Below are 22,765 nucleotides of genomic sequence, written 5' to 3'. Positions count from 1 at the left end.
CACGGTGCGGCGACCTCTCCCGCACGCGGGAGAGGTGACAGCCTGCACGCTGCCGTTTCACGGATGACGCCACACCGTCCCGTGCAGGCAAGCCTTTCTCCCTCTCCCGCCTGCGGGAGAGGGTTGGGGTGAGGGAGGGCTGGCGAGACTCTTCACGAGCATCCTCACCTGCGGCGCACGGCGCGGCGACCTCTCCCGCATGCGGGAGCGATGACGTCCTGCTCGGCGCCGCTTCATCGCCACTTCCGCGCCTCGCCTCGTACCGATTGCCGCGCTAGCCTGCCCCGCGATCACGGAGGGCAGGCGATGACGACGATCCGCAACGCGCGCAACTACGACGCGCCGGCGCTGGCCGAGCTGTGCGGCCAGCTCGGCTATCCGGCCACGCGCCAGCAGATCGTCGCGCGGCTCGCCGCGATCGAGGCCGACCCCGCCGGCCGCGTGCTCGTCGCCGAGGACGCCGAAGGGCGCGTCGTCGGCTGGCTGCACGTCGCGCAGCAGGCGCATCTGGTCGACGACGAGGTCGCCGAGATCCTCGGTCTGGTCGTCGCCGAGCCGGTGCGCGGCGGTGGCGTCGGTGCCGGATTGCTGTGCGCGGCGGAAACCTGGGCGCGCGAGCGCGGCGCCACACAGGTGCGCGTGCGCAGCCGCATGGAGCGCGAGCGCGCGCACGGCTTCTACGAGCGCGCCGGCTATCGCCGCAGCAAGACCCAGCACGTGTTCGCCAAGCCGCTCGGGACGGCTTGAGGTTTCGCGCGCGGTTTCGCGTTGCAGGAAGCAGTCCCCTTCCGCAGGAGCCGCGCATGCCGCCGATCGCAACCGCTTTCACGCTTGCCGGCGCACTCGCCGCCACCGCCGCCTGGGAACCCGCCTGGACCGGCATCTGGCAGTACGAGGCGGACCCGCGCGGCGCCACGCCGATGGATGTGCGCGTCGGCGCCGACGGGCGCGTGTTCGCGCTGTTCGAACTGGCGCACGACGGCATGTCGCACACCGCGCTCGCGCGTTTCGACGAGGGCGGCGCTTTCGTGTGGCTGCGCGAGCGCCCCGGCATCGACGGGCGCGGCCTGCAGCTGCTGCCGGGCGGCGACGTCGCGGTGGTCGATGCGTTCGGACCGGTGGTGCGCGTGCGCGTGTACGACGGCGACGACGGCACCGTCGTGTGGGAAGACCAGTCCCAGGCCGGCCGGATCTCGGCAGGCTCGCGCCAGCTCGCGCTCGCGCTCGGCGACGCCGGCGCGCTGCTGGTGCCGGCGATCGATGGCGACGACGTCGTCGTGGTGCGCTACGCGGCGGACGGCGAGCGGCTGCCGGACTGGCGCTGGTCGCCGGGCGCGGAGGACCTGCAGGCAGAGGACATCGTCGCCACGGCGGACGGCGGCGCCGCGGTCGGCGTGGCCGGCGACATGTTCACCGGAGGCTTTCTCGTCGTGCGTTTCGACGCCGACGGGCAGGTCCTTTTCCACGATCGCGAACGGGGCAGCCTCGACGGCGGCACGTTCAACCGCCGGCTGTTCCTCGCGGTGGACGGCGCCGGCGCGGTGCTGGCGCAGGGCGCGCTGCAGAACACGCGCGGCGACATGCAGGCGCAGGTCTGGAAGATCGCCGCCGACGGCACGCGGTCATGGACGCGCACGCTCGTCGATCCGCTCGACGAGCGCTTCACCACCGAAGCCGTCGGCCTGCTGCTCGAAGCCGACGGCGATGCCGTCCTGGCCCAGCAGGCGGGGCTCGACGAGCGCTTCCGGCTGCTGCGCCTGGATTCGGCCAGCGGAGTCCTCGTACACGATTCGGCGGCTCCCCTCGGCGGGCAGACGCGCGGCATTGCCCGCGCGCCGAACGGCCGCGTGCTGGTCGGCGGCACGTACGCCATCGATTTCCAGGGCCACGTCGGCGCGCGCCTGGCCGAATTCGACGCGGACCTGCGTCCGTGCCGCTGGCTCGATCTCGGCACGCAGTACTTCTCCACCGTTTTCGACGGCGGCGCGCACGGCTGGACCGGAGCGGGCGGGACGCTGTTCGAGGAAACCAGCAACGACGCGCATGCCTTGCGCTACGACGCCGACGGCGCCTGCGAGGCCGTCGACGCGATCTTCGCGGACGGGTTCGACGCCGGCTGAACGCCGCCGCGGTGTCCGCCGTGCGCTCGCGCGTCCTTTCTGCGTTGAATCCCGCAGGAAGGACGGGAGCGTGTCGTGCCGATCGTTCGCAAGATGCTGTTCGCCGGATTCGTGTTCGCCGCCGAGTGCGCGGCGGCGCCGTGGCTGCCGCAATGGAGCCGCCCGCAACCGCCCGACGTCGAGCGCGCGCGGCCGCTCGACGTGCAGGTCGCGGCGGACGGTGCCGTGTTCGTCGGCGCGCAGTTCACGCGCGTCAATCAGGGGCACGCCGCGCTGCTGCGTTTCGAGAACGACGGCCGTCTCGCCTGGATGCGCGACGCGGGTGCGGTCAGCGAAACGGCCGGCATCGAGCGGCTCGGATCCGGTCGCGTGGCGGTTTTCGGCGTGCCTTGGTCGAAGGGGAACGCCTTCGCGAGCGTGTACGGCGACGACGGCGAGCCGGTGTGGACGCGCGTGTCGTCGCTGGGCCGGTTGAACGTGCTGGGCCAGGACCTGCATCCGCTGGCCGAAGCCGCCGACGGCGGCGTGCTGCTGCGCCTGTCGGATCAGGCCAGCGGCGACTATGTGGTGGCGCGCTACGCAGCCGACGGGAGCGAACGCCCGGCCTGGCGTCGCTACGCCGGCGCGCACGTGCGCGCCACCGACATCGCCGCGCTCGCCGACGGCGGCGCGGTCGTCACCGGCATCGGCACCGGGCTCGGCGGAGGCTATGCGACGGTGCGCTTCGAAGCCGACGGCAGCGCGCGCTTCGACGACCTGGAGCCCGGCGACCACGGTTCGCCGCTCGGGCCGGCATACGTGGCGGTCGATGCCGGCGGCGGCATCGTTCTCGCCGGAACGCCGGAGGACGGCCAGATGGGCGTTCCCGAAGCGACCGTGTGGAAGCTGACTGCGAACGGCGAGCGCTCGTGGAAGCGCGTGCTCGGCGTCGACGCGCAGTACCCGCTCGGCCGCGATCTGTACCGCTTCCGCCTCGCCGCGAACGGGGACGCCCTGCTGGTGACGGACGGCGGCGGTTCCGCCGCGGAACGACTGCATCTGGTGCGCATCGCCGGCACCGACGGACGCGTCCTGTGGGATCGCGTGTTCTCGTTCTCGGTCGGCTTCGGCCAGTTCCCGCCGCATGCACTGGCCGAGGCACCGAACGGCCGCATTCTGCTCGCCGGTTTCGTCAAGACCGAGCACGCGACGTTCGCGCGCCAGCTCGAATTCGATGCCGACGGCCGGGCGTGCCGCTCGCGCGACGACGAAACGCTGTTCTCGTTCGGGGCGGCGGCCGGCAGCGGACAGGGCTGGAGCGTGGCGGCGGCCGGCGCGGACGGCGTCGTCGCGCAGCGCTACGACGCGACGGGTGCGTGCGACGGCGTGGACCGCATCTTCGCCGACGGCTTCGACGGCGCCGCGCGCTGAGTGCTACGAGGCGCGCTGCTTCAGCCCGCTCTTCCAGGCGTACACCGCCGCCTGCGTGCGGTCGCTGACGTCGAGCTTGCCGAGCACGTTGCTGACGTGCGTCTTCACGGTCTTCTCGCCGATGCCCAGGCGGTCGGCGATGTGCTGGTTGCTCAGGCCCTCGGCCATCAGGGTCAGCACCTCGCGCTCGCGCTGGCTGAGCGATTCGAGCACTTCGCTGCCGGGCTCGGAGCCGCGCCGCAGCGCGTCCATCAGCTTCGCCGCGACGCGCGGATGCAGCACGGCCTCGCCGCGCGCGGCCTTGCGCAGCGTGTCGGCGAGCGCCTCGGCGTCGACGTCCTTGAGCAGGCAGGACAGCGCGCCGGCCTGCACCGCGGCGACGATCTGCTGCGCGTCGTCGAACGAGGTCAGCAGCACGATCTGGGTCTGCGGGCTGGCCGCGCGGATCGTGCGCGTCGCCTCGATGCCGCCGCCGGGCATGACCAGGTCGACCAGCGCGACGTCCGGGCGCTGCTCGGCGCACAGCGTGGCCGCCGTGGCGGCGTCGTCCGCCTCGCCGACCAGGGCCAGATCGGGGTAGGTCTCGAGAAAGGCGCGAATGCCCTGGCGCACCAGGATGTGGTCGTCGGCGATGACGACGCGGATCGGTTGGGCGTTCATGGCCCGGGATTGTCCGCCACGACGAAGGCCACGGCAATGCGCGTGCCGCGGCCGGGTCCGGCGTCGAGCTGGAAGCGGCCCTGCGGCAGCGCCTCGGCACGTTCGCGCATGTTGCCCAGGCCCATGCCGGGGGCGCGCTCGTCGGCGGTGCCGCGGCCGTCGTCGGCGACGGCGAGCCGCCAGCGCTCGCCGTCGCGCCGCAGCGAGATGTCCACGCGCGTCGCCTCGGCGTGGCGCAGCACGTTGGCGAGCGCCTCGTCGGCGATGCGCAGCAGCGAGGCCTCGTGCCGCGCCGGCAGCGCCGGCAGGTCCTCCAGGTCCAGCGCCGGCACGATCGCGCTGGTGTGCGACCACTCGATGGCGCGCGCGCGCAGGCGCTCGGCGAACGGCAGGTCGGCGACGTCGCTGCGCAGCTCGTCGAGGATCTGTCCCAGCTCCTGCTGGATCTGCTGGGTCAGCCGCTGTGCCTGCTCCAGGCGCTCCGCGCCGGGGACGTCGACGAGCAGGCGCCGGGCGGTGGCGAGCTGCAGGTTCAGCGCGAAGGCCTTCTGCTTGACCGTGTCGTGCAGGTCGCGCGCCAGGCGCTGGCGCTCGGCCAGCGTGGCGAGCTGCGCGCGCGAGCGCAGCAGGCGCCGCAGGTCCAGTGCCATGCGGTCGAGCAGGGCGGAGACGCGGCCGATCTCGTCGCGCGAACGGTCGTCGATGCGCTCGGAGAAATCGCCGCGGCTCCACGCCGACGCCGCGCCGGCGATGCGGTTCAGCCGCCGCGTGACCCAGGCGGCGAGGAAGATCGACGACAGCGCGCCGAACACGATCAGGAACGTGAACACCGTCGGCGACTCGTAGCTGCTGTCCAGCAGCACGTGCCGCCACGGCAGCGGCAGGCGCAGTTCGACGAACAGCAGGCCGAGCAGGGCGCCGGCGCCGTCGCGCACCGGCGCCAGCGAGCGGCGGATGCGGAACGGCTCCTCGCTGCCGGGCAGCTCGACCGCGGCGCGCTCGCTGCGCGCGGCGGCGGCGATCTCCTCGGCGGTCGGCAGGTCGGGTCTCCAGTGCGGATCGTCGATCGAGCGCGCGATCACGCGGCCATCCGGCGACAGCAGCGCGGCGGCGAGCGGGCGGTCGGAGAGTTCCAGCAGCACGTAGGACTCGTCCGGCGTCAGCCCGCCGCGCGGCTGCTGCAGGCGCAGGGTCCAGTCCTGCGTCCACACTTCCAGCGGCTCGGCATTCGCGCCGGCGAGTCCCGGCCAGCGCGTGGCGAGTTCCGCCGCGCCGCGCTCGTTGGCCGTGCGCAGGCTGCCGGCGGCGACCCCGCTCATGAAGTTGTGGAACTCGGTGATCAGGATCGCCGACTCGACCACGATCAGCGTCGGCAGCGACAGCAGCAGGTAGAACAGGGCCAGCTTGAAGACCAGGCCGTAGCGCTGGCGCCGGTTGGTGTCCATCGCCGGCGGCGCGTCAGCGCACCGCGGGAATCTCGAACGGCCGGCTCGCCGGACAGGCGTTGCGCATGCGCTTGCCGCAGCTGCGCAGGCGGGTGTCCTTGTCCAGGCAGACGCGCACCTCGACCAGCTGCCCCTTGCTGCAGTGCAGGCTCATCATGTCGTCGCCCAGCTGCGGATTGGCGCGCTTGAGCGCGGTGCGCAGCTCGTCGCCGTTCATCTGCAGGTCCTGCCGCGGCGCCTTCAGCTCCGGCGGCACGTGCAGCGCGGCGAACGCGCGGTCGGCGGTCTGGAAGTACTTTTCGGCACCCAGGCCCGTGCAGGCACCGTGCTTGCGCCACTCGTGGTTGATCAGGCGCCGGCTCGGCATGAAGGCCAGCGTCTGCGCGACGGTGCCGCGGTCGGGGCCGCTGTCGCGCGTTTCGCAGCGCTCGGGGCCGCCACCCTTCTCGTACTGCGGCCACAGGCCGTGCAGGATGAAGCCGTAGCCCTTCTCGCCGCACTGGTCGTCCTCGTCCTCGCCGCGCGTCTGGCAGAACGTCGGCGACCACGACAGCGCCATCACGTAGTAGTCGTAGGTGCCGACGGTGTCGGGGCGCGGGTCGCCGGAGTCGCGCGCGGGCTTGCGCGCGGCGGCGCCGTCGGCAAGGCACAGGACGAACACGGCGAGGCAGGCGAGCAGGAGACGCTTGGAGGACATGACCCATCCGGCGGGAGGCAGGCGGCGATTTCCGCCGGCGAACGCTAGCAGATCGGCGCTGCCGGCGTGAACGAGCGCATCCGGCGCGTGCGGCCGTCGCGGGCGCTCGCTATGATGGCCGATCCGATTCCCAATACGTCCCCGCTTCGTATGCCCAGACGCATCGCCGCGCGCCGCTCGCCGATCCACGGCAACGGCGTCTTCGCCCTCACCGACATTCCCGCCGGAACCGAACTGATCGAGTACCGCGGCAAGCGGCTCACGCATGCGCAGGCCGACCGCCTCTACGCCAACACCAGCGACACCGGCCATACCTTCCTGTTCACGCTGAACGACAAGTACGTCATCGACGCGAACAGCGAGGGCAACATCGCGCGCTGGATCAACCACAGCTGCAAGCCGAACTGCCGCGCGCTGCTGGAAGAGGACGAGGGCGGCGATCCGCGCAAGGACCGCGTGCTGATCGAATCGCTGCGCGCGCTGCGTCCGGGCGAGGAGCTCACCTACGACTACGGCATCGTGCTCGAGGAGCGCCTCACGCCGCGCCTGAAGGCGATCTGGGCCTGCCGCTGCGGCGCGCGCAAGTGCGTCGGCACGATGCTCAGGCCCAAGCGCAAGCCGGCCGAGGCCAGGCGCAAGCCGGCGAAGCCGAAGTCCGCGCGCAAGGCCTGACGCTTCACGCCGCGGCGTGGCGGCGGCGGCCGTGCGCGGATAAGCTCGCCCGCTTTCACGGCAGGGGATGGGCATGAGAATCCGCATCGCGGTCGTATCCGCATCGTTGTTCGTGGCCGGCATCGCGGTTGGTTACGCCGCGCAGAAGGTCGGTCCTTCGCTGTACCAGGGCAAGTCGAAGCCGGAGGCGGCGCGGGCGCTGATCGAAGCCGCGCGCGTGCAGGCCGGCGACGGCAGCTGGGAGCGCATCGCGATCGGCCGCATCCAGTACCTGGGCGGCGCCAGGGCGGAAGGGCAGGCGGTGTTCGACGACATCCTGTCGAAGAAGCACGAGGCCAGCGACGAGTACCGCATCGGCCGCGTGTACTGCGAGGCGGGCGAGTGGAACAAGGCGCGGCCGCTGTTCGAGCGCTACGTGCGCGAGAATCCGAAGGACGAAAAGGAGATCGCCGCGATCGGCGCGTATCACCTGCTGAACGGTGATCGCGCGACGGCCGAGGATCTGTTCGCGCGCTCGTTCAAGGACGATTCGGAACTGTGGGCGACGGTGGCCGCGGCCGGAGCCTATCTCGGCGTCGCGCCGCAGGAGTAGGGCGACAGCCGGCCGGGAGAACGCCGGAGGCCGTGGTGCGGCCTCCGGCAGGACGTACGTCCCTCAGTTGCGCGCCGGCGTGTTCTCGGCGAAGTACTCGTGGTTGTCGGCGTTGTCGACGGCCCGCGTCGGGTTGCTCACCGCGAGGTTGTGCGCGGCGGTCTGCCCGTAGGCCCAGTCGTCGGTGCCGGCCACGACGTTGAAGTGGCTGGTCTCGTGGATCAGCGTGCCGGCGCGCGAATCGGTGCCGGTGTTGGGCGCCGACCAGAACGCTCCGCACAGCCACACCTTGTACGGCTGCGTCGGGTAGACGTAGGCGTAGGTGCCGCTGTCCGAGCACGAGCAGTTGAACGTGTACGGCTGCGAGGACAACGCGCTGGCGATGTTGGTGAAGTGCGAGCGCACCGTGGAGTAGCGCGAGCTGGTGTAGCTGCCGAACCACCACGTGTAGCGCGAGCCGGTGGTGCCGGCGTTGAGGTAGGACTTGGCGTTGTTGGCGTAGGTCACCGACGAGTTGCGCGCGGTGGCCAGCTGCGACTGGCGCGTGTTGTTGCAGCTGACGAAGCTGTTGGTCGCGGCCAGCGGCGAGGCGCCGATCGCCTCGAGCGACATGTCCAGCGGGTCCGGTCCGGCGTCGACGTAGACCTGCACGGTGCCGCGCGACAGGTCGAACGCGGCCACGCCGGCGGCGACGCCGCCCTTGGCCGCGGACGAGGCTTCGCGCACCACCTCGCTGGCGTCGCGCGCGTAGCCGACCTCGAACTGTCCGCCGCTGCGCATGTCGTACCAGGCGCTGAGGTCGACCTCGACCTCGATGGCCTGGCCCGGCTTCAGCTCGATGTAGTCCTGGTCGCGCGGCTCGACGCGCTTGTACATCGGGCCGGTGTAGGCGATTTCCTCGCCGTCGCGCGTGACGCGGAAGAGGTCGGCGGTGAGGCCGTCGACCGGCGTCTGCCAGCGCAGCACGTGGATCGTCGTGGCGGTGTCGTTGACGAGCCGGTAGTCGATCCGGCCGCTGCCGGCGTCCTTGGCCGCGGCGTCGAGAGAAACCTCGATGCCGGCCGCCGACGCGGTCGCGATGCCGAGCCATCCTGTTGCGAGCAGAGCGAACGAAAGCAGTTGCCTGTTCATGCCATCCTCCTCATTCAGGAATCGCCTCCCCCGAGACGAGCGGCGCGAAGGCGCCGCCGGCCGATGCTATGCCTGCCCGGCGAACGCGAACAGCCGGCGGTTCAGGTCGGAATGTGATGGACTTTGAAGAATCGCGAAGCGGCCGCGGCGGATCGCTTCGCCGCCGCTAGCCGACGGCGTCGCCGGACTTGTGCGCGATCCAGGCGCCGATCAGCGCCGAGGCGTACGGGATCGCCTGCGCGGCGAGGATCGCGATCCACAGCTTGCCTTCGGCGTAGTTGATGCCGATCGAGTTCACCATGCCGATCACGCAGGCGACGATGGCCAGGAACAGCAGCAGTTCCTCGCTGACCGAGGTGAACGGGTTCGGCTTCTTGCCGATGCGGCGGCTCTTGGCGGTGCGGATGAACTCGCCCTTCTTGCGCCACAGGCCCTCGTAGATGCCGCGCGCGATCGCATGGCTGAGTCCCATGCTGGCGACCGAGGCGGCGATCGTGTCCTTCCACGAGCACGGCACGCGCACGCGGTAGAGGATGATGCCGAACGCCGCCTTGAACAGGAAGAAGCCGATCAGCGGCACCAGGAACAGGTACATCGGCAGGGTGAAGTACTTGGGCGCCAGCACCATGCCCAGCGTCCACAGCATCGCCATCAGCGTGAAGGCCAGGTGCAGCGCGTCGCCGAACCAGGAGAACCAGCCGGTCAGGAAGTGGAAGCGCTGGCCGCGCGTCAGCGTCGAGGTCTTGGACACCATCCAGCCCAGGCGCGCCTTCATGATCTGCATCGCGCCGAAGGCCCAGCGGTAGCGCTGCGACTTGTACGCCTTGAAGTCGGCCGGGGTCAGGCCCTTGCCCATCAGCTCGTCGACGTAGACGAGGTCGTAGCCGGCCTTCATCAGGCGCAGGCCGAGTTCGGCATCCTCGCAGATCGTCCATTCCGACCAGGCGCCGGTGTCGGCGAGCAAGTTCTTGCGCACCATCGTCATGGTGCCGTGCTGGATGATCGCGTTGCGCTCGTTGCGGTGGTGCATGCCGATGCGGAAGAAGCCGTCGTACTCCCAGTTGGTCATGCGGCGGAATTCGTTGTGCTCCCACTCGCGATGCGCCTGCGGGCACTGCACCACGGCGACCTTCGGATCGGCGAAGTAGCCGGTCAGCGCGGACAGCCAGTCGCGCCGCACCTCGTAGTCGGCGTCGACCACGGCGACCACCTCCGCGCGCGGGTCGGTCACCTGCAGGCCGTAGTTCAGCGCGCCGGCCTTGAAGCCCGGCCACGGTTCCAGGTGGTAGAAGCGGAACTTGGACCCGAGCCTTTCGCAGTGCGCCTCGACCGGCTTCCAGATCTCCGGATTCTTGGTGTTGTTGTCGAGGACGATGACTTCGTAGTTCTCGTAGTCGAGCGCGGCCAGCGAGTCGAGCGTCAGGATCACCATCTCCGGCGGCTCGTTGTAGCAGGCCAGGTGGATCGAGACGAACGGCTGCGCGTCGCCCGGCTTGGGCGTCAGCGGCTTGAACTCGCGCAGCCAGCGCGGCCGCCACAGCACCTCGGTGAACTCGAAGCCGTTGATCAGCAGGATCAGGATGATCGCGAACTGCGCCGGGAACAGCAGCAGCAGCATCGCCCAGTCGAACGGGCTGAGATAGAAGTCGTAGGGCAGCGTCGCCATCCAGACCAGGATCGAGGCCGACAGCTGCACCAGCACCAGGAAGAAGGCCAGCCCCGTCGCGCGGAAGCGGATGAAGTGGCGCGCGAACCAGAACATCGGCAACAGCGCCAGCAGCGAGGCGAAGCCGGCCTTCCACGGCCAGTTCGGATCCTCGATGACGGTGCCCGTGAGCGAGAACTTCGGCTGCCGGTTGGCGTTGAACATGCCCCAGTACGCCTCGGCGCGGCCGCCCAGCTGCTCCTTCCAGGGCTGGTCGATCGCCTCCATCACGTAGTACTCGATCTTCTCGCGCGCGGCGACGTTGAACCAGTCGCGCAGGAAGTGCGCCTCGTCGGCGAGCGAGGGCTGGGCGTACTCCTTGCGGTCGCCGTTGGACGGCCAGCCGATCTCGCCGACGACGATCGGCTTGCCCGGCGACACCTGGTCGACGATCTGGCGCAGCGAGGCGAGCTGGCCGAGCACGAAGCCGACCGCGTCCTTGCGCGGGACGCGCTCCCAGTACGGCAGGATGTGCACCGCGACGAAGTCGACGTGGCGGATCAGCTCGGGATTGCGCTGCCAGGTGTCCAGCGGCTCGGCGGTCGAGACCGGGATCTTCAGCTGCGCGCGCGCGCGGTCGATGTAGCCGATCAGGTCGCGCACCGGCAGGTCGCCGCGCAGGATCACCTCGTTGCCGACGATGGCGCGGTCGATGTTGGCGTTCTTGCGCGCCAGCGCGATCAGCGCGGCCAGCTCGCGCTCGTTGCGCTCGGAGCGTCCCTCGATCCAGGCGCCGGCCATCACGCGCACGCCGTAGAAGTTGGCCAGGCGCGGGATGGTCGGGTTCTCCAGCGAGGAATACGTGCGCAGGCGCTTGGAGTACTGCGAGAGCAGGCGGATGTCGCCGTCCAGCTCGCTTTCGCTCGGGAACAGCTGCTTGGTCGGGTCCTGGTAGCGCTGCGAGGGGTTGAAGGCGAGCCCGTGGATGTCGCCGCGCCAGTCGGCGATCTGCACCGGCCGGTTGAGGAACGCCCACAGGCCGACGTTCGCCGCCGCGACCAGCAGGGTCAGCGCGAGCGCACGCCAGAACGACTTGCGGACCACGGGCGGCGAAACGGGACTCAACGGCACCTCGAGCGGCGGCGGCAGGCAACGCGGCAGGATAACGGAACGCGTCGGCGGCGCTCAATCGCGGCGCCGCGGGACGCGAATCCGGGCGGACGGCGGTCAGCCGCGGCGGCGCAGCCAGCCCAGCGCGATCGGCACCAGCGCCAGCGCGGCCATGCCCAGCGCCGGCCACAGGATCTGCGGGTGCGCGAACAGGCTCGACGACACCGCCCCCTCGCGCTCGATCGTCTCGAGCAGGCCGGCGCCGAGCGCGCTCTCGAAGGCGATCATCACCGCGCCGCCGAAGGCGCTGGCGACCAGGAACAGCCACAGCGGGCAACGCAGCCAGGCCAGCGCGATGGTGACCGCGCCGAACGGAAACAGCGGCACCAGGCGCAGGAACACCGTGTAGCTGAACGGGTGCGCCTGGTAGCCGGCGCGCAGGCGCGCGACCAGCGCCGGTTCGGCGCCGCCGCCCTGGGCGAACGCGGCGCGGCTGGCGAAGAACAGGATCGTCGCGCCGAACATCGCGCCGGCGGTCGACAGCGCGGTGCCGGCGAGCGTGCCGAACAGCATGCCGCCGGCGAACACGATCACGATCGCGCCGGGCAGGCCGGTGGCGATTGCCAAGGTCATCGCGCCGACCTGCGCCAGCGCCGCGAGCCACGGATGCGCGCCGATGCCGCCGCGCAGCGCCGCTTCCTCCTGCGCGATGCGGTGCGGGTCGAAACGGTCGAGCAGGCCGGAGGCGAACACGGCCACGCCCATCGCGACGAGGACCAGCAGCGGAACGAAGGGGCGCAGGCGATTCATCGGGTCGGAATCTGTTGGCGGAGTGCCGCACGCTGCTGTTCCCCCCCTCCCGCTTGCGGGAGAGGGTTGGGGTGAGGGAAACGGAGCGCGGCGCTCCGGTTCCCCTCACCCGCGCCTTCGGCGCGACCTCTCCCGCTCGCGGGAGAGGTGAGACAGAAAGCCGAACAGCCGGTCTTCCGAGCGATCCAGGGAGAATGCGCCAGCATAGCCGCTGCGCGCAGGCGTCGAAAGCCGCGCGCCGCCTCAGACCACGCGCGCGAACACCGTGATCTCCTCGCGATCGTGATACAGCTGCTTGGCGCGCAGCTCGACGCGCTTGCCGGCCTCGTGCAGCGCGGTGCGGACCGTCGCGAAACAGGCCTGCACCTCGTCGTAGCGCTTCTTCATCGGCAGCTTGAGGTTGAAGATCGCGTAGCGGCACCAGCCCTGCGCGAGCCATTGCGCCATGCGCGCCGCGACGCGGCCCGGCTGCTCGACCATGTCGCAGACCATCCAGTCGACCGGGCGCGCGGGCCGGTAGCGGAAGCCGTCGGCGCGCAGGTGGTCGACCAGGCCGGAGGCGAGCAGCGCCGCGTCCATCGGCCCGTTGTCGACGGCGGTCACGTGCAGCGAGCGGTTCACCAGCTGCCAGGTCCAGCCGCCGGGCGAGGCGCCGAGGTCGACCGCGCGCATGCCGGCCTTCAGCCAGCGCTCGCGCTCGCCCTCGTCGAGCAGCACCAGCAGCGCTTCCTCGAGCTTCAGCGTCGAGCGGCTCGGCGCCGCGCGCGGAAACTTCAGGCGCGGGATGCCGCCCGGCCACGGCGCCGCTTCGGCGACGTCGGCGGCGGCGACGAAGGCGGCGTCGCCGGCGGTCAGGCACAGGTGCAGGCGCCAGCGCGAGCCGCGGTCGATCAGCCGGCGCTGCTTCAGCGCCGCGATCAGGGCGGCGTTGAGGCCGCGGCACAGCGCGGCCAGTTCGCGCGCGGCGTCGCTGTCGGGCGCTTCCACCCACGCGTCGCACCAGCGGCGCGGATCGTTCTCGACGATCGGCAGCAGCGCGCCGAGACGGTCGCGCGGCGGCAGGTCGCGCGCGCCGCCGAGCACCTGCAGCAGCTGGCGTGCGAACACCAGCTCGCGCCAGCGCGCGCCGACGGCGAGACGGCGCCGCGCCTCGGCGTCGGCCGCCACGAATTCGACCAGGCCGCTGCCGCGCTCGGCGCGCGCGTAGCCGCCACCACCCCCCTGCGCGTCGGCGGCGGCGAGTTCCTGCGCGCATTCGCCCTCGAAGCCGGGGCGGCAGTACGCCAGCAGACTGGAAGAGTAGGATGCGGACATCGGTGATCCGGGACGGCGCTGCATGATGCCTGCGCGCTCCGTCGATGACGAGCGTGCGGCATCGGACGGGGGGAACATGAGCCAAGCCCGCTGGCGTCACCGGCACGCGCTCGGCGCGGCCTGCACGGTGTGTCTCGGCCTCGGCACGGCGCTCGCCGCGCCGCGCGGCGAACGCGTCGCGGTCGACGTCGACACCGGCGCCGACGTGCGCGCATTCAGCCCGCTGATCTTCGGCGTCGCCTACGGCGATGCCGCGCGCAATGCCGTCGTCGGCTATCCGTTGCGGCGCTGGGGCGGCAATTCCACCACGCGCTACAACTGGCGCGTGGACGTGCACAACGCGGGCTCGGACTGGTTCTTCGAGAACATCCCCGGCGCCGCCGACCGCAGCCAGGTGCCGCCGCTGGGCAACGCCGCCGATGCCTTCGTCGGCGAAACCCTGGCGGCCGGCACGCAGGTGCTGCTGACGATCCCGACGATCGGCTGGACGCCGCGCGCGGACAGCCCGCAGGCGCATCCGTACTTCGCCGGTTTCTCGGTGGCGAAGTACGGCGCGCAGCAGCAGACCGATCCGTGGGATCCCGACGCCGGCAACGGCGTGCTCGCGAACGGCACGCCGATCACCGGCAACGATCCGGCCGACACCTCCGCGACGGCGGGTCCGGCGTTCCAGCGCGACTGGATCGCGCATCTGCAGTCGGCCTTCGGCACCGCCGCGGCCGGCGGCGTGCGCTTCTACGCGCTCGACAACGAGCCGATGCTGTGGAACTCCACGCACCGCGACGTGCATCCGGCGCCGGCCACATATGACGAGATCTGGGCCAGGGCGGCCGCCTACGGCGCGGCGATCAAGCAGCAGGACCCGCACGCCGCCGTGCTCGGCCCGGTGACCTGGGGCTACTGCGACCTGTTCGGCTCGGCCGCCGACACCTGCGTGGACGGTCCGGACCGCCAGGCGCACGGCGGCATGCCGTTCGTCGCCTGGTACCTGCAGCAGGCGTGCACCCAGCCGCTGCCCGGCGGCGCGCGCGCGGTCGACTACCTCGACCTGCACTACTACCCGCAGGGGTTCGACTCGAGCAGCGACGACGACGGCGCGGCGCTCGCGACGCGGCGCTTCGCCGCGCTGAAGGAGCTGTACGACCCGGACTGGGTCTCGCAGTCGTGGATCGCCGATCTGGGCGGCGACTACGCCAGGCCGCGCCTGATCCGGCGCGTGCGTGCATGGATCGACCAGTACTGCCCCGGCACGCGGCTCGCGCTCAGCGAATACCGCTGGAGCGGCGACGGTTCGGCCGGCGGCGCGGTGGCGCAGGCGGAACTGTTCGGCGTGTTCGCGCGCGAGGGCGTGGATCTGGCCACGCGCTGGATCGCGCCGGTGGCGCAGTCGCGCGTCGAGCGCGCGTTCACGCTGTTCCTGGACTACGACGGCGCCGGTTCACGCGTGAACGGCAGCAGCGTGCGCGCGGCCAGCGCGGACGCCGATGCGATCGGCGCCTACGCGTTCGTGTCGGCGTCGCGCAGCTTCGTGCTGCTGACCAACCGCGGCACCTCCGCGCAGGGCGCCCAGGTGAGATTCGCGCGGCCGCTCGCCGCGGCGTGGACGCTGTACGGCTTCGACGCGGCGCAGCCGGTGCACGCGCTCGCCTCGGGCACGCTCGGCGGCGATTCGCTGGTGCTGGACGACCTGCCGCCGACCTCGGCGAACCTGCTGGTGATCGAGTCCGGCGACGGCATCTTCGCCGACGCCTTCGAGGCGGCTCAGTAGCTGGTGCCGCCCAGTTCGGCGTAGCGATGGAACACCTCGCGCGCCTGCTCGCGCAGCACGTCGCGCTGCACGGCGATGCCGCGCCGTTCGAGTTCGCCGATCCAGTCCGCCGGCAGCGGTCCCTCGTCGAACTCGCTCAGCTCCATCACGTCCTGGCTGCGCGCGCCGATCTCCAGCGCGTCGATGCCGGCCCAGAAACTCGCGCCGTAGCACATCGCGCACGGCTGCGCGCTGGTCGCCAGCGTGTAGCGTGCGCCGTCGTCGTTGAGCCGCGCGCGACCCAGGCGCGCCTGCGCGGACATGAACGCCACCACTTCCGCATGCGCGGCGGAACAGCGCTGCGGCAGCACGAGGTTCACGCCGGCCGCGACGAGACCGCCGTCGGCGTCGAACACGGCCGCGCCGAACGGTCCGCCGGTGCCTTCCTCGATGTTGCGCCGCGCGAGGCGGATCGCCAGTGCGATGCGCGCTTGCGCGTCTGCATAGGCGCGTGGCGGGCCGATCTCGGCCTCGAGCCAGGCGGGCAGGGACAGCGTGAGTTCGGTCGCGGGCATGGCGTCGGCTTCCGTGGGGGCGCCGCCGAGCCTAGCAGAACGCCGCGACGCGACGTGCGGCGCCGTGGCGCGCTGCGCATTGCCTGCGGGGACGCAATCGGGCGAACATCGCGGCGCGGCTTCCGCTGCGATTCCGAACCCTTCCATGTCGCCGCCGAACCTTGCCGCGGGCGCCGTCCGCGAGGCGCGCAATCCGGGCATAGACCTGCTGCGCGGCCTGTCGATCCTGCTGGTGGTGCTGCATCACCTCGGCCTGCGCATTCCGCTGAAGACCGGCGCGCTGGCCGACGTCCTGCCCAGGCGCCTGCTGGTCGCGCTGAACTACAACGGCTACGAGGCCGTGTTCGTGTTCTTCGTCATTTCCGGTTTTCTGATCACCAGCAACGCGCTGGCGCGCTGGGGGAGTCTCGCGAGCATCGACCTGCGCGCGTTCTATCTGCGCCGCGGCGCACGCATCCTGCCGTGCCTGGCGCTGCTGGTCGGCGTACTCGCCATGCTGCACCTGGCCGGCGTGGAGAACTACGTGATCCAGCGCGAGGGCCAGTCGCTGGGCGGCGCGGCACTGGCGGCGTTCGGCCTGCACCTGAACTGGTACGAAGGCGTCACCGGCTACCTGCCGGGATCGTGGGACGTGCTGTGGTCGCTGTCGATCGAGGAGGTGTTCTACCTCGGCTTTCCGCTGGTCTGCCTGCTGGTGCGCGACCGTCGCGTGCTGGCGCTGCTGCTGCTCGGGCTGGCGCTGTCGCTGCCGTTCTGGCTGGCGGCGATCGTGGACAACGAGATCTGGAAGGAGAAGGCCTACCTGCCCGGTATGGCGGCGATCGCCGCCGGCGTGCTCGCCGCGCTCGCCGCCGACCGCTGGCGGCCGCGCGCCGCGATCGTGTGGAGCGTGGGCGCGATCGGCGCTGCCGGCCTCGCCTCGACGATGCTGGCGATGCCGTGGCTGTGGAAGTGGCTGAAGGACGGCGTGATGCTGCTGCTGACGCTGTCGGCGGCCTGCCTCGTCGTCGCGATGCACTGGCGGGCGGATCGGCGCGATTCGCCGGCCGCGCCGCGGCCGCTGCCGGGGCTGCCGGGAATGGGATGGCTGCGCTCGATGGGGCGGCTCAGCTACGAGATCTATCTCAGCCACATGTTCGTCGTGTTCGCCGTGGTCACCGCGTACAAGGCGGCCGGCGCCGACGTCCGCTCCGGCTGGCTGTGGTACCTGCCGGCGGTCGCGCTGTGCTGGGGTCTCGGCTGGCTGGTCGCGCGCTTCTGGTCGCTGCCGTGCGAGCGCGCGTTGAAGCAGCGGTTCGGCCGTGCTCCGGCGCTGGCGGCCGAGGCGGCCTAGTCTTCGCGGCCCGACTTTCGGGGAAGCTGCAATGGATGCCCGCGTCCGCGGGCATGACGTCGTCGAAGCGTCAGACGTCGCGATCGAGGGATTCGTGTCGCGTCCGTGAGGCCGCCGCTATCGGAATACCTGCGCTTCGCGAACGGATGCCCGCGTCGACGGGCACCAAGCTCACGCCTTCTTCGCCGCGGCGAGCTGGCGCAGGGCCTGTTCGAACACCTCGACCGGCTGGCCGCCGGAGATCAGGTGGCGCTGGTCGAAGATGATCGACGGCACGCTGTGGATGCCGCGTTCGAGGAAGTAGCGTTCCTGCGCGCGCACCTCGTCGGCGTATTCGCCGGAGTCGAGCACGCGCCGCGCGCGTTCCGCGTCGAGCCCGGCCTGCGCCGCCAGCCGTGCCAGGACTTCGTGCGAGGAGACGTCCTCGCCGTCGGTGAAGTAGGCGCGCAGCAGCGCGTGCTTGAGCGCGCTCTCGCGCCCGTCGCCTTCGAGCGCGGCCCAGTGCAGCAGGCGGTGCGCGTCGAAGGTGTTGTGGATGCGCTGGCGCGCGTTGAAGGTGAAGCCGAGCGCGGCGCCGCGCGCGCGGATCGCCTCGCGGTTCTGCGCGATCTGCTCCGCGCCGATGCCGTACTTGCGCGCGAGGTGCTCTTCGGTGTCCTCGCCTTCGGCCGCCATCTGCGGATTCAGCTCGAACGGCTGGAAGTGCAGTTCGACCTGCGCGTCGTCGCCGACGCGCGCGATGGCCTGTTCCAGCGCGCTCAATCCGATCGCGCACCACGGGCAGACGACGTCGGAAACGAAATCGATGCGGATCGGCGTGGCGGACATGGCGCGGGGCTTTCCTGTACGGCGCAGGACCGCGCCGGAGCGGGGAAGATGCGGCCGCGGGCGGCGGCTTCAAGCCGGCGACGGAGCGGCTGGCGAGGGTAGACTGGCGTCTTCCACGCGGCCCGGAACCCTCCCATGACCCTGCAAGGCAAGACGCTTTTCATCACCGGCGCCAGCCGCGGCATTGGCCTGGCCATCGCGCTGCGCGCGGCGCGCGACGGCGCCAACGTCGCCATCGCGGCGAAGACGGCCGAGCCGCATCCCAAGCTGGAGGGCACCATCCACACCGCGGCGGCGGCGATCGAGCAGGCCGGCGGAAAGGCGCTGCCGCTGGTCGTCGACGTGCGCGACGAGGCCGCGGTCGAGGACGCCGTCGCGCGCACCGTCGAGCGCTTCGGCGGCATCGACGTGCTGGTCAACAACGCCAGCGCGATCTCGCTGACCGACACGCCTTCGACCGAGATGAAGCGCTACGACCTGATGCAGTCGATCAACGCGCGCGGCACCTTCCTGTGCACGCGCGCGGCGCTGCCGCATCTGGAGCGCGCGGCTAATCCGCACGTGCTGACCCTGTCGCCGCCGCTCGACCTGCAGGCGAAATGGTTCGCCCCGCACGTCGCCTACACCATCGCCAAGTTCGGCATGAGCCTGTGCACGCTCGGCCACGCCGAGGAGTTCCGCGGCCGCGGCGTCGCGGTCAACTCGCTGTGGCCGCTGACCACGATCGACACCGCGGCGGTGCGCAACAAGATTCCGCAGCTGGCCGACGCCAGCCGCAGCCCGGCGATCATGGCCGATGCGGCGTATGCGATCGTCACCAGGCCGGCGCGCGAGGTCACTGGCCGCTTCTTCATCGACGAGGAAGTGCTGCGCGCCGAAGGCGTCACGGATTTTTCGATCTACGCGCCGGTTTCCGGAGCGAAGCCGGCGCTGGACTTCTTCATTCCCGACGAGGTCGCCGCGAGCTACCGGCGCTCTTGATGGGCCTGTCGGAAATCAGGATGGATCCCCGCGTTCGCGGGGATGACGACGTCATTCGGGTGCGGAAGCAACGAGACTGGGTTGCGGAAGCAACGAGACTCGGGTGCGGAAGCGACGAATTTCCTGCCGGCGCAAGGCAGCGGAAGCCGCGCGGTTGACTCTCCCGCTCGCGGGTAGAGTCAACCGCAGGCGCGGGTGAGGCAAGCCCGCGCTACGCCATCACTTCCCGGCCGCCCACGAGTCGCGCAGGGTCGCCGTGCGGTTGAACACGGGCGCCGAGCGCGCGTGGTCGTGGCGGTCGGCGACGAAGTAGCCGATGCGCTCGAACTGCACGTGGCGCTCCGGCTCGGTGGCCGCCGCGGCCGGCTCGATCCAGGCGCGCACGACGCGCTTGGAGTCGGGATTGAGGTGGTCGGCGTAGGTCTTGCCGTCGCTGTCGTCGTCGGGATCGGCGACCGAGAACAGGCGGTCGTACAGCCGCACTTCGGCCGCGACTGCGTGGCGGGCGCTGACCCAGTGGATCGTGCCCTTGACCTTGCGGTCGGCGCCCGGGCGGCCCGGGCGGGTGTCCGCATCGAGCGTGCCGCGCAGTTCGACGACGTCGCCGGCGTTGTTCTTGACGACGTCCTCGCAGCGCACGATGCCGACGCCGCGCAGGCGCACTTCGCCGCCCGGAACGAGGCGGTGGAAGCCCTTCGGCGGCACTTCGGCGAAGTCCTCGCGCTCGATCCACACGTCGCGGGAGAACGGCAGCTCGCGCGTGCCGAACTCGGCGTTCTTGGGATGGTTGGCGAACTCCAGCGTCTCCTCGTGCGCCGGATCGAGGTTGCTCAGCACCAGCTTGAGCGGATCGAGCACGGCCATGCGGCGCGGCGCGCGTGCGTCGAGGTCCTCGCGCACGCAGCCTTCGAGCACGCCGAAGCCGATCACCGAGTTCTGCTTGGTCACGCCGGCGCGCTCCCAGAACGTGCGGATCGCGGCCGGCGTGAAGCCGCGCCGGCGCGCGCCGGCCAAGGTCGGCATGCGCGGATCGTCCCAGCCGTCGACGAGGCCGCCTTCCACCAGCGCCATCAGCTTGCGCTTGCTCATCACGGTGTAGTCGAGATTGCCGCGCGCGAACTCGATCTGCTGCGGCTTGCTCGGCGGCAGCCACAGGCCGTCGCGGCGCAGCGGTTCGGTCAGGCTCGCGTCGCCGGGCAGGTCGAGCTGGTCGAGGAACCAGTCGTACAGCGGACGGTGGTCTTCGAACTCGAGCGTGCAGAACGAGTGCGTGATGCCTTCCACCGCGTCGGACACGCAGTGCGCGTAGTCGTACATCGGGTAGATCGGCCAGGCGTCGCCGGTGTTCTGGTGGGTGAGCTTGCGGATGCGGTAGATCGCCGGGTCGCGCATGTTGATGTTGCCCGACGCCATGTCGATCCTGGCGCGCAGCGTGCGTTCACCGTCGGCGAACTCGCCGGCGCGCATGCGGCGGAACAGGTCGAGGTTCTCCTCGACACTGCGCTCGCGGTACGGCGAGTTGCGGCCGGGCTCGGTCAGCGTGCCGCGGTAGGCGCGCACTTCCTCGGCGGACAGGTCGCACACGAACGCCTTGCCGTCGCGGATCAGCTTCTCCGCGCACAGGTACAGCACCTGGAAGTAGTCGGAGGTGTGGCGCAGCGCGTCCCACTCGAAGCCGAGCCACTGCACGTCGTTCTTGATCGCCTCGACGTATTCGAGGTCTTCCTTGGCCGGATTGGTGTCGTCGAAGCGCAGCGCGGTGGTGCCGCCGAATTCGCGCGCCAGACCGAAGTCCAGGCAGATCGCCTTGGCGTGGCCCAGGTGCAGGTAGCCGTTCGGTTCCGGCGGAAAGCGCGTCGCGACGCGTCCGCCGTGCTTGCCGGCGGCGCGGTCGGTGAGGATGATCTGGCGGATGAAGTGGTTCGCGACGGGCGGATTCGGGTCGGCGGTTTCGGTCATGCGCAAGCGCCGCGTTGGCGGCATCCGGAGGCGAGGGAAAGTCGCCAAGTGTAGCCGTGCGCGGCGCGAAAGCGAACGAACCGGGCGCGGCCGCCGGGCCGCGCGCTCAGGCAGCGTAGTGCGTGCGGCGTCCGGGCAGGTGGCGCAGGCGCAGGCGGACCGGGCCGCGCACGTCGCGCAGGTCGACCGCGATCTCGTTCTGGATCGCCTCGATGATGCCGGCCTGGGCCAGCGAGACCGCCACCGCGCGCACCGGGCGCATCAGGTCCTGCCAGCGGCCGCCCACGCGCACGGCCAGCGCGCGCGCCGCCTCGCTCGGGCAGATGCTGTGGCCGGGGCCGCGCTCGCGCAGCAGCTCCAGCACGCATTCGCGGATGCGTTCGGCCAGCGGGTCGTCGGTCAGGTGCGAGATCATGCGGAGTCGGGAGCGGCGGGAGTTCGTGTGCGCGGACACGCGGCAGCGGAAAGCATGCACGCGTTTCGCGGGCGGCGCATCATAGCGGCGCCGTCGCGCGGCACGGTGCGCCGCGCGGCGACGATACACAAGCTCACATTGTGCTCATTTTCCATTTGCTTTTCCGGTGGTGGAATCCACGGCGGTCCGGCGCGTCGAGCTTGGCAATTCCGGCGTGAAGGGCGCGCCAAGATTTCCGCCGTCCGCGGCGAGGAGAATCCGCAGGCATGAAGATCGTCTATCGGGCCGAGAACATCGTCGACGCCAATCTGGTCAAGGCGGCGCTGGCCGGCGAGGGCATCGTCGCCTTCGTCAGCGGCGAGTTCCTGATCGGCGCGATCGGCGAGCTGCCGGCGCGCGATCTCGTCTCGGTGATGGTCGCCGACGTCGACGTCGAGCGCGCCGCGCCGGTGGCGCAGGCGATCGACGCCGACCTGCGCCAGCGCCGCGCCGACGCGCAGGAGTTCGGCGACGGCGTGGTGCCGGCCTGACCCGGCGCGCCGGGCCGATCTGCTAGGCTCGCGCATCCCGCCAGGAAGCCGGATCCCGGTCATGTCCAAGTCGCTCGCGCTGCTCGCCCTGCTGACGCCGCTGGCAGCCGCGGCCGCGGCCGACGGTGCGGCCGTCAGCGCGACGCCGTACCTGGCGCTCTACCAGGTGCTGGCGCCGGCGCGTTCGATCCGCGCCTATGACCGGCTGATCGCCGTCGAGCGCGTGCAGAGCAAGTCGCCGGACGTGCGCGCGCAGGACATCCACATCACGATCCGCGCCAGGCGCGGCGCGATCGCCGTGCCGGTGGCGGCCGACGGCGCGGTGGATTTCCCGGCCGACGAGGCGCTGCAGGCCGAGAACCCGCCGGTCGAGACCAACCAGCCGAAGGGCTCGCTGATGCTGACCGTGCACGCCGCGCTGCGCGTGCCCGATGCGCTGGAGATGCCGTGGAGCGAGGTCGATGCCGGCCTGCGCCAGGCCGAGGAACTGTTCGCCAGGACGCCGGGCGGCAGCGCGCAGGACGCCAAGCCGCGCGGCGTGGAGATCCGTTTCGCGCCCGGCGACACCGCGTCGGTCACGCTGGCCGGGCGGAGCGAGCGGCTGCTGCAGAGCGATGCCGACGGCCGCGTCCTCGTCACGCGCGACATGGTCGTCGAGTCGGAGCGGCCGGTGCTGAAATTCTCGCGCCGGCCGCTGCGCATCCTTCCCTACGTCGACGACTGACCCCGGCACCGCGGCCTCGATCGGGCGCGGCCTGCGTCGCCCGATCGAGGCGTGCCGGGCGCGCCGC

General features: G+C 71.3%; 21 protein-coding genes. 10 read left to right on the top strand and 11 right to left on the bottom strand.

Translation table 11 applies throughout. The annotated features are described in order from the left end of the window. Window positions 1-306: 306 nt before the first annotated feature. From ACFO6Q_RS03270 to ACFO6Q_RS03260, 3 genes are all read left to right on the top strand, one after another. Entirely contained in the window at window positions 307-747 is a 441-nt protein-coding gene (locus tag ACFO6Q_RS03270) for a GNAT family N-acetyltransferase (RefSeq protein ID WP_380019084.1), read from the top strand. Between the two features lie 56 nt (window positions 748-803). Continuing rightward, window positions 804-2,120: a hypothetical protein gene (locus ACFO6Q_RS03265; RefSeq protein ID WP_380019083.1), complete on the top strand. Its 1,317-nt coding sequence runs from the start codon at window positions 804-806 to the stop codon at window positions 2,118-2,120. Window positions 2,121-2,195: 75 nt separating this feature from the next. Continuing rightward, the gene (locus ACFO6Q_RS03260) at window positions 2,196-3,530 is read left to right on the top strand and encodes a hypothetical protein (RefSeq protein ID WP_380019082.1); all 1,335 of its coding nucleotides are present in this window, start codon (window positions 2,196-2,198) and stop codon (window positions 3,528-3,530) included. A 3-nt stretch (window positions 3,531-3,533) separates the two neighbouring features. Here the strand turns inward: ACFO6Q_RS03260 and ACFO6Q_RS03255 are convergent, their stop codons facing one another. From ACFO6Q_RS03255 to ACFO6Q_RS03245, 3 genes are read right to left on the bottom strand one after another with little or no spacing between them, the layout of a single operon-like run. Further along, on the bottom strand, window positions 3,534-4,190 hold the full coding sequence (locus tag ACFO6Q_RS03255) for a response regulator (RefSeq protein WP_380019081.1): 657 nt from the start codon (window positions 4,188-4,190) through the stop codon (window positions 3,534-3,536). Beyond that, window positions 4,187-5,635 (bottom strand): sensor histidine kinase, encoded by a 1,449-nt coding sequence (locus ACFO6Q_RS03250; RefSeq protein WP_380019080.1) that lies wholly within the window; start codon window positions 5,633-5,635, stop codon window positions 4,187-4,189. The genes ACFO6Q_RS03255 and ACFO6Q_RS03250 overlap by 4 nt, the downstream gene beginning before the upstream one ends. 13 nt (window positions 5,636-5,648) lie before the next feature. Beyond that, the gene (locus tag ACFO6Q_RS03245; protein ID WP_380019079.1) at window positions 5,649-6,332 is read right to left on the bottom strand and encodes a ribonuclease T2 family protein; all 684 of its coding nucleotides are present in this window, start codon (window positions 6,330-6,332) and stop codon (window positions 5,649-5,651) included. A gap of 150 nt (window positions 6,333-6,482) precedes the next feature. Here ACFO6Q_RS03245 and ACFO6Q_RS03240 point away from each other — a divergent pair, with 150 nt between their 5' ends. Further along, the gene (locus ACFO6Q_RS03240; RefSeq protein ID WP_380019078.1) at window positions 6,483-7,004 is read left to right on the top strand and encodes an SET domain-containing protein; all 522 of its coding nucleotides are present in this window, start codon (window positions 6,483-6,485) and stop codon (window positions 7,002-7,004) included. 73 nt (window positions 7,005-7,077) lie between these two features. Further along, window positions 7,078-7,596 (top strand): tetratricopeptide repeat protein, encoded by a 519-nt coding sequence (locus ACFO6Q_RS03235; RefSeq protein ID WP_380019077.1) that lies wholly within the window; start codon window positions 7,078-7,080, stop codon window positions 7,594-7,596. Between the two features lie 63 nt (window positions 7,597-7,659). Here ACFO6Q_RS03235 and ACFO6Q_RS03230 read toward each other — a convergent pair whose 3' ends face one another. From ACFO6Q_RS03230 to rlmM, 4 genes are all read right to left on the bottom strand, one after another. Continuing rightward, the gene (locus tag ACFO6Q_RS03230) at window positions 7,660-8,727 is read right to left on the bottom strand and encodes a M35 family metalloendopeptidase (RefSeq protein ID WP_380019076.1); all 1,068 of its coding nucleotides are present in this window, start codon (window positions 8,725-8,727) and stop codon (window positions 7,660-7,662) included. A gap of 166 nt (window positions 8,728-8,893) precedes the next feature. After that, a complete protein-coding gene (locus ACFO6Q_RS03225) occupies window positions 8,894-11,497 on the bottom strand; it encodes a glycosyltransferase (protein ID WP_380019075.1) in 2,604 nt (867 codons plus the stop codon). A gap of 102 nt (window positions 11,498-11,599) precedes the next feature. Continuing rightward, a complete protein-coding gene (locus ACFO6Q_RS03220; protein ID WP_380019074.1) occupies window positions 11,600-12,292 on the bottom strand; it encodes a TVP38/TMEM64 family protein in 693 nt (230 codons plus the stop codon). A 243-nt stretch (window positions 12,293-12,535) separates the two neighbouring features. Beyond that, window positions 12,536-13,606 (bottom strand): 23S rRNA (cytidine(2498)-2'-O)-methyltransferase RlmM, encoded by a 1,071-nt coding sequence (gene rlmM / locus ACFO6Q_RS03215; protein ID WP_380019073.1) that lies wholly within the window; start codon window positions 13,604-13,606, stop codon window positions 12,536-12,538. Between the two features lie 76 nt (window positions 13,607-13,682). Here rlmM and ACFO6Q_RS03210 point away from each other — a divergent pair, with 76 nt between their 5' ends. Continuing rightward, entirely contained in the window at window positions 13,683-15,374 is a 1,692-nt protein-coding gene (locus tag ACFO6Q_RS03210) for a glycoside hydrolase family 44 protein (protein WP_380019072.1), read from the top strand. Here ACFO6Q_RS03210 and ACFO6Q_RS03205 read toward each other — a convergent pair. Continuing rightward, entirely contained in the window at window positions 15,368-15,928 is a 561-nt protein-coding gene (locus tag ACFO6Q_RS03205; RefSeq protein ID WP_380019071.1) for a nucleoside deaminase, read from the bottom strand. The two genes, ACFO6Q_RS03210 and ACFO6Q_RS03205, sit on opposite strands and share 7 nt — an antisense overlap. 145 nt (window positions 15,929-16,073) lie before the next feature. Between ACFO6Q_RS03205 and ACFO6Q_RS03200 the strand changes: the two genes are divergently transcribed. Then, a complete protein-coding gene (locus tag ACFO6Q_RS03200; protein WP_380019070.1) occupies window positions 16,074-17,261 on the top strand; it encodes an acyltransferase family protein in 1,188 nt (395 codons plus the stop codon). Window positions 17,262-17,432: 171 nt separating this feature from the next. Here the strand turns inward: ACFO6Q_RS03200 and ACFO6Q_RS03195 are convergent, their stop codons facing one another. Continuing rightward, window positions 17,433-18,089, bottom strand: coding sequence for a DsbA family oxidoreductase (locus ACFO6Q_RS03195; RefSeq protein ID WP_380019069.1), 657 nt, complete (start codon window positions 18,087-18,089; stop codon window positions 17,433-17,435). 135 nt (window positions 18,090-18,224) lie between these two features. Here ACFO6Q_RS03195 and ACFO6Q_RS03190 point away from each other — a divergent pair, with 135 nt between their 5' ends. Next, complete coding sequence (locus ACFO6Q_RS03190) at window positions 18,225-19,070, top strand: SDR family oxidoreductase (protein WP_380019068.1); 846 nt, start codon at window positions 18,225-18,227, stop codon at window positions 19,068-19,070. A gap of 219 nt (window positions 19,071-19,289) precedes the next feature. On the opposite strand, the gene ACFO6Q_RS03185 is transcribed toward ACFO6Q_RS03190, so the two are convergent. Next, the gene (locus ACFO6Q_RS03185) at window positions 19,290-21,029 is read right to left on the bottom strand and encodes a glutamine--tRNA ligase/YqeY domain fusion protein (RefSeq protein ID WP_380019066.1); all 1,740 of its coding nucleotides are present in this window, start codon (window positions 21,027-21,029) and stop codon (window positions 19,290-19,292) included. Window positions 21,030-21,135: 106 nt separating this feature from the next. After that, window positions 21,136-21,444: a DUF3253 domain-containing protein gene (locus tag ACFO6Q_RS03180; protein WP_380019065.1), complete on the bottom strand. Its 309-nt coding sequence runs from the start codon at window positions 21,442-21,444 to the stop codon at window positions 21,136-21,138. Window positions 21,445-21,710: 266 nt separating this feature from the next. On the opposite strand from ACFO6Q_RS03180, the gene ACFO6Q_RS03175 reads away from it, so the two are divergent. Next, window positions 21,711-21,974, top strand: a complete 264-nt coding sequence (locus ACFO6Q_RS03175) for a putative signal transducing protein (protein WP_380019064.1) — start codon at window positions 21,711-21,713, stop codon at window positions 21,972-21,974. A gap of 61 nt (window positions 21,975-22,035) precedes the next feature. After that, on the top strand, window positions 22,036-22,698 hold the full coding sequence (locus ACFO6Q_RS03170; protein WP_380019063.1) for a hypothetical protein: 663 nt from the start codon (window positions 22,036-22,038) through the stop codon (window positions 22,696-22,698). Window positions 22,699-22,765 lie beyond the last annotated feature (67 nt).

Source organism: Dokdonella ginsengisoli, from assembly GCF_042652785.1.
Classification (GTDB): Bacteria; Pseudomonadota; Gammaproteobacteria; order Xanthomonadales; family Rhodanobacteraceae; genus Dokdonella_A; species Dokdonella_A ginsengisoli.
This window is presented reverse-complemented; position numbering and strand designations above follow the sequence as displayed.